The organism is Trichococcus pasteurii (assembly GCF_900112935.1).
In the GTDB taxonomy this organism is placed as follows: Bacteria; Bacillota; Bacilli; order Lactobacillales; family Aerococcaceae; genus Trichococcus; species Trichococcus pasteurii.
Genome location: NZ_FONM01000036.1, coordinates 1 through 5,968, shown reverse-complemented (window position 1 = coordinate 5,968; position 5,968 = coordinate 1). Strand labels below are relative to the sequence as shown.

At 43.6% G+C, this 5,968-nt stretch carries 7 protein-coding genes and 1 rRNA gene; 3 read left to right on the top strand and 5 right to left on the bottom strand.

The features are described from left to right. The 5 genes from BM184_RS14975 to BM184_RS14955 all read right to left on the bottom strand — a co-directional run. Positions 1-189 (bottom strand): 16S ribosomal RNA (locus BM184_RS14975); the annotation flags it as partial. Between the two features lie 679 nt (positions 190-868). Beyond that, positions 869-2,215, bottom strand: coding sequence for a glucose-6-phosphate isomerase (locus BM184_RS14970; RefSeq protein WP_086944012.1), 1,347 nt, complete (start codon positions 2,213-2,215; stop codon positions 869-871). 56 nt (positions 2,216-2,271) lie between these two features. Then, on the bottom strand, positions 2,272-2,622 hold the full coding sequence (locus tag BM184_RS14965; RefSeq protein WP_143091159.1) for a hypothetical protein: 351 nt from the start codon (positions 2,620-2,622) through the stop codon (positions 2,272-2,274). A gap of 32 nt (positions 2,623-2,654) precedes the next feature. After that, positions 2,655-3,086 (bottom strand): CvfD/Ygs/GSP13 family RNA-binding post-transcriptional regulator, encoded by a 432-nt coding sequence (locus BM184_RS14960; RefSeq protein WP_245830793.1) that lies wholly within the window; start codon positions 3,084-3,086, stop codon positions 2,655-2,657. A 209-nt stretch (positions 3,087-3,295) separates the two neighbouring features. Then, positions 3,296-3,880, bottom strand: a complete 585-nt coding sequence (locus tag BM184_RS14955) for a peptidylprolyl isomerase (protein ID WP_086944010.1) — start codon at positions 3,878-3,880, stop codon at positions 3,296-3,298. Positions 3,881-4,046: 166 nt separating this feature from the next. Here BM184_RS14955 and BM184_RS14950 point away from each other — a divergent pair, with 166 nt between their 5' ends. The 3 genes from BM184_RS14950 to BM184_RS14940 form a co-directional block, all read left to right on the top strand. Next, positions 4,047-4,556, top strand: a complete 510-nt coding sequence (locus BM184_RS14950) for a divergent PAP2 family protein (RefSeq protein ID WP_086944009.1) — start codon at positions 4,047-4,049, stop codon at positions 4,554-4,556. A gap of 52 nt (positions 4,557-4,608) precedes the next feature. Further along, positions 4,609-5,598, top strand: coding sequence for an NAD(P)/FAD-dependent oxidoreductase (locus tag BM184_RS14945; RefSeq protein ID WP_086944008.1), 990 nt, complete (start codon positions 4,609-4,611; stop codon positions 5,596-5,598). 86 nt (positions 5,599-5,684) lie between these two features. After that, positions 5,685-5,968 (top strand): helix-turn-helix domain-containing protein (locus BM184_RS14940; protein WP_177208696.1); only part of this gene is annotated, 284 nt, incomplete at its 3' end.

Below are 5,968 nucleotides of genomic sequence, written 5' to 3'. Positions count from 1 at the left end.
AACTATGCGGTATTAGCACCCGTTTCCGGATGTTATCCCCCTCTTATGGGCAGGTTACCCACGTGTTACTCACCCGTTCGCCACTATCTTCTCAGTGGAAGCAAGCTTCCATAGAAAAGACCGTTCGACTTGCATGTATTAGGCACGCCGCCAGCGTTCGTCCTGAGCCAGGATCAAACTCTCATGTAAATGTGGACTCTTGTACAGAAATCCTACATGTTAAGCTGATAGCTCTTAATTTCTTGCTGACTTTATGTTTGCGATACTAAGTATCGCCTTCGTTTGCCTCGACCGAAATCGAAGCTCCCTGCACATTTGGTTCGTTCATTCTTTGTTCAGTTTTCAAAGGTCAATCGCATATCACGTGTTACGTGATTGCTTATTCATATTATCACGGTCACCGCATGTTGTCAACAGCTTTTTAAAATTAAATTTCAAACTGTTTTTCGGATGAATCAGCAACTTTCATATGATAACATCGTTTTATCTTGCTGTCAACAATGAATCTTATCTTGCCGCTGCCTTACAAAAGACAACTTCATAATACTATCATCATTTCAAATCCGTGTCAAACAGATTTCAAAACAAAACGCATCGGATTACCGAGGAACTAAACTTTACCACAAAAATGTAAGCCTTGTCAACAGCATTGCATCAGCATTGTTATGGATCCGTTATTTTATTTGATATATCGTTTAAAAAACTAAATTTTATTGTTTGCGCAGCTCCAACGAAGCTATCCTCATCGGAAATTCCGGTACGATCGACTTGACTTCCTCCGGTAAACCGCCCCGCCACGTGCACTAAAACTGCTTCAGCACAAAAAAAAAAGCGGACAACGAATCGTCCGCTTCAAGCAATTTGTGGCTTATAGTCTGTCGTTTAATTCTTTAGCTAATTCTTCAAATCCAGGTTTGCCAAGAAGCGCAAACATGTTTTTCTTGTAAGCTTCTACACCTGGCTGGTCGAATGGATTCACGCCATTCAGGTAACCAGAGATTCCTACAGCGATTTCGAAGAAGTACACTAGATAACCTAAAGAATAAGCATCCATTTCAGGCATAGTAACCAATAAGTTTGGTACGCCGCCGTCTGTATGTGCCAACAACGTGCCTTGGTAAGCTTTTGTATTTACGAAATCTACATCTTTGCCTTCAAGGTAGCCTAAGCCGTCCAAGTCTTCTGCGCTCAAAGGAATTTGGATTGTTTTGCGTGGTTTCGCAACTTTTACGACTGTTTCAAAGATATTTCTTTGTCCATCTTGGATGGATTGGCCGATTGAGTGCAAATCTGTCGAGAAGTTCGCGCTGGTTGGATAAATACCTTTTTGGTCTTTACCTTCAGATTCGCCGAACAGTTGTTTCCACCATTCTGACAGATATTGCATACCTGGCTCATAATTAGCCAAAATCTCAGTCACTTTGCCTTTACGGTAAAGGATGTTACGGATAGCTGCGTATTGGTAAGCTACGTTAGTCGCCAAATCAGGATTCATGTATGCTTCACGGGCATCAGCAGCACCTTGCATCAACGCATCGATATCAGCTCCGCTGACAGCGATCGGAAGAAGGCCAACTGGTGTCAATACAGTGAAACGTCCGCCGACATCATCAGGAATTACAAAAGTTTCGTATCCTTCCATGTCTGCTTCATGCTTCGCTGCGCCTCTTGCTTTGTCTGTGGTAGAGTAAATGCGTTTTACTGCTTCTTCTTTACCATATTTTTTGATCAACAATTCTTTGAAGACGCGGAAAGCAATCGCCGGTTCAGTTGTTGTACCAGATTTTGAAATCATGTTTACTGAGAAATCACGATCTCCGATCACTTCGATCAAGTCAGCTAAATAAGTTGAGCTGATGCTGTTGCCTGCAAAGAAAATTTGTGGTGTTTTGCGGTCCGCAGTTGTCTGAACGTTGTAGAAAGTGTTGTTCAGGAAGTCAATTGCAGCACGGGCGCCTAAGTATGAACCGCCGATACCGATAACAACCAAAACTTCTGAATCGGATTGGATTTTTTTCGCTGCCGCTTTGATGCGTGCGAATTCTTCTTTGTCATAATCTTTTGGCAGATCGATCCAACCAGTGAAATCGTTCCCTGGGCCAGTACCTTCACGAAGCGCTTTGTCAGCGGCTGTTACTTGGTACTGGATGTAGTCCAATTCGTGTTGCGCAAAAAATTTCAAAGCTTTAGAGTAATCAAATTGAATGTGTGACATTTAATATCCTCCTAATTTGTTTTTATAAAATGATTACTGATGTGAAACAAGACACCTTAATGGTAGATAGGTACGCTGTCCAATTCCAAGTCAGTAAGTATTTCCGAGATTTCTGAAGATTTTTTCCATGCGAACTTGCCTGGTTCGTTCAGTAAGCTGTCCAAATCGGAAGGTTTTTCCAATGAATCGAAAACAAATAAGGGCATGTTTTTGCCATTTCCTCTCATGTTCGTCAAGTCAAGCAACCGCAATGACTCAGATTCAATGCCAACATGCGCCAGCAAGACTTCCATTATAGATCCTAAGGGGGATTTTCCGCTTTCGGATAAGTTTACACTAGGCAGGCTGTAGGTTCCGTTTTCTGTATTGACCAGAAAGTAAGTCTCCTCTGCCTCATTAGTGACCATAATAGTCCCTGCTACTATGTTTTCTTTTATCATCATGAATGTCCCCTTTCACCGGAAGGCGTATAGACAGGATTATTCCCTGTCGATTTCCTAACTTTCTCGTCTTCTTTGGCCTCTTCGATCCAGGTCGGCATCATTTCTTTCAAGGTCTCAAAACCGATCTGCGGTAAGTATCTTCTTTTTCTTTTCTTTCTTTTTGCCGGGTAACTCGGAGTTGCCAACTTTTCCATAGCCCTGAGAGACAGGCTTATTTTCCCTGTGTACTCATCGATGTCTATGATTTTCGCTTCTACTTCATCGTCGATTTGAATGAATTCCTCAAGGTTGGTCACATACCCATGCCTGCATTCGGATATATGGATCAGGCCTTGCGTATTCTTGTCTAATGAAATAAAAACACCATATGATTGGATACCTGTTACATTGCCTTCAATTATGTCTCCGATTTTATATTCCATTTTCATTCATAATTCCCCTCACAGTACCAGATAATTATACCACGTGCCTAGATGAAAGGATAGAATTTCTGATGCAACTTTGATCAGAAGCAACTCTTAGGCACCGTCATTGCGATTACTACCTTGAAAACACTCCGGTAGTGTTAGGAGTGACGGAAACAAGATAATTTGATTCAAGAAGAAAAAGGGGCATTTTTTCTGCCCCTCCTATACTATTATAAAATCGTGATGCTCTCGATGACAACGTCTTCGACTGGTTTGTCTTGAGCGCCTTTTTTAACGCCTTCGATAGCGTAGACCGTTTCCATGCCAGCTTCCACTTGTCCAAATACGGTATGTTTTTGATCCAGCCAAGGTGTTCCGCCATTTGCAGCATAAGCTTCAACGATTTCTTTCGGCCAGCCGCCCGCTTCCAATTGAGCTAACATTGTCATAGGCACTTCTTTAGCGGTAACGATGAAAAATTGGCTTCCGTTTGTGTTCGGGCCAGCATTCGCCATCGACAACGCGCCGTTCAGGTTGAACAAATTCATCGAGAACTCATCTTCAAAAGAATCGCCCCAAATACTTGATCCGCCCATGCCAGTTCCTGTAGGATCGCCACCTTGGATCATGAAGTTGTCAATGACACGGTGGAAAATGATGCCGTCATAATAGCCGCTTTCAGCCAAACCTAAGAAGTTTTCGACTGTTTTTGGCGCCAAATCAGGGAATAATCGGATTGTGATATCCCCTTTATTTGTTTTCATAATGACTTTCTTATCGTTTTCTGTTGCTTGTAATTGTGGAAATAAACTCATTATTCATCCTCCTTTTTTTTACATTTTACCACAAGATACAAAAGATTAACCCCCCGATTATCCAAAAATGAAAATTCGACCCGTTTTTTCTTTTTCATTAGGCTGTATCTATCGATTCATGTTATCATAAATGAAAAGTAGATATTTAAGTGAAGGATGAAAAATAATGATGATTTTCGAGAATTTCCCCTTAATATGTTCCCTGGCAGCTATCATATTCACCCAAGCTTTAAAATATCCGATTGCAATTTTTTCAAAAGACAAGAAAACTTCCTTGTCGATCGTTACGACTACAGGAGGAATGCCCAGCTCCCACTCGGCGGCCGTCAGCTCGCTGATAACGGCGCTCATTCTGCAATATGGCATCGGTTCCGGATATGTAGCCATCGCCACGACTTTTGGCGTCATCGTCATGTTCGACTCGATGGGGGTCCGTCGTCAGAGCGGCGAGCAAGGTATTGTCCTCATAGATGCCATCAAAGAATTGACCCGCTTGTCCCTCAAGTTCCCAAAGAACGAGCAGGAACTGATAGCTGAGGAAGCGGAAGAGAAGATCTACCCTGAAGAAATGGCCGTAAAAAAATACCTTGGGCACAAACCTTCGGAGGTTTTTGTCGGACTGTTGACCGGCATTTTCGTGACATTCATCGTCAGATTGTTCTACGAGCAAATCTGATACCTCTCCGGGCGATGCGCTCGCCCGGAACAGAAACAACGGAGGAAGAAAATTGACAGATAAAGAAATATACGACATCACCATCATCGGCGGCGGCCCTGTCGGCATGTTCACGGCGTTCTACGCCGGGCTGCGGCAAGCCAAAGTCAAGATCATAGAAGCCTTACCCCAGCTCGGCGGCCAACCCGGCATGCTGTATGCTGAAAAAAATATATATGACATCGCGGGCTATCCTTCGATTTCCGGAGGCGACCTCGTCACAAACCTGAAAGCGCAGATGGACCGCTTCGACACGAAGTTGGTATTCGGTGAAGAAGCGTTTGAACTCGAAAAAAATGCGGATGGCATCTTCGAAATCCAAACGACCAAAAACCGCCACTATTCGAAAGCAGTGATCATTTCCGCAGGCAACGGCGCTTTCCGGCCGAGAAAACTGGAAATAGAACACGCAGATAAGTATGAAAATACCAATCTCCACTATTTCGTGAACAACATCGAGAGTTTCCGCGATAAGACGGTCGCCATCTGTGGTGGAGGGGATTCGGCAGTGGACTGGGCATTGACCTTGGAACCGATCGCTAAAAAAGTCTACCTGATCCATCGTCGCCCGCAATTCCGCGCCCAAGAGCACAGCGTCCACTTATTGCAAGAGTCCTCCGTTGAGATCATGACGCCTTTTGTGCCTGTCAGCGTCAACGGAAACGAAGAATTCTTGACTAGCGTCACCCTTCAGGAAGCCCGCAAGGATAATACGATGGAATTGGAAATAGACGACTTTTTGATCAATTACGGCTTTTCGTCTTCCATTGGGGGCATGAAGAAATGGGGATTCGAAGTTGAAGGAAATGCCATCGTCGTAAACTCGAAGATGGAGACCACCATCCCTGGTGTCTATGCCATCGGAGACATAGGTACCTACTCCGGTAAAGTCAAACTGATTGCCACCGGCTTTGGCGAGGCTCCCGTAGCCGTCAACAATGCGATGGTGTACATCAATCCCGATACACGCGTCCAACCGATGCACAGTACTAGCTTATTTTAGATTATATGGAGGGGCTGTCTCATACTGATATGCTACCTCTATATAGGACATTGAATTATTTCAAGTCTTATATGGGGGTTTTTTCTATGTCTAAAAGAGTTATGAAATTATCTGTCGAAAACAGAGTCAACATTGTCGAGCAATATGTGAGAAATGAAATTGGCATATCAAGAGCAGCACAAAATGCAGGAGTATCTCAAGAGACCATTCGCAGTTGGATTAGACTTTATGAGAACGGCGGTCCATCGGCCCTTTTACCGGTAAAGAAGAACAGTCATTACTCCAAGGAGTTAAAGTTGGCAGCCGTCACGGACTATCTGAACGGCCTGGGCAGCATGATTGAAATTGGAAAAAAATATGGTTTGCGGAG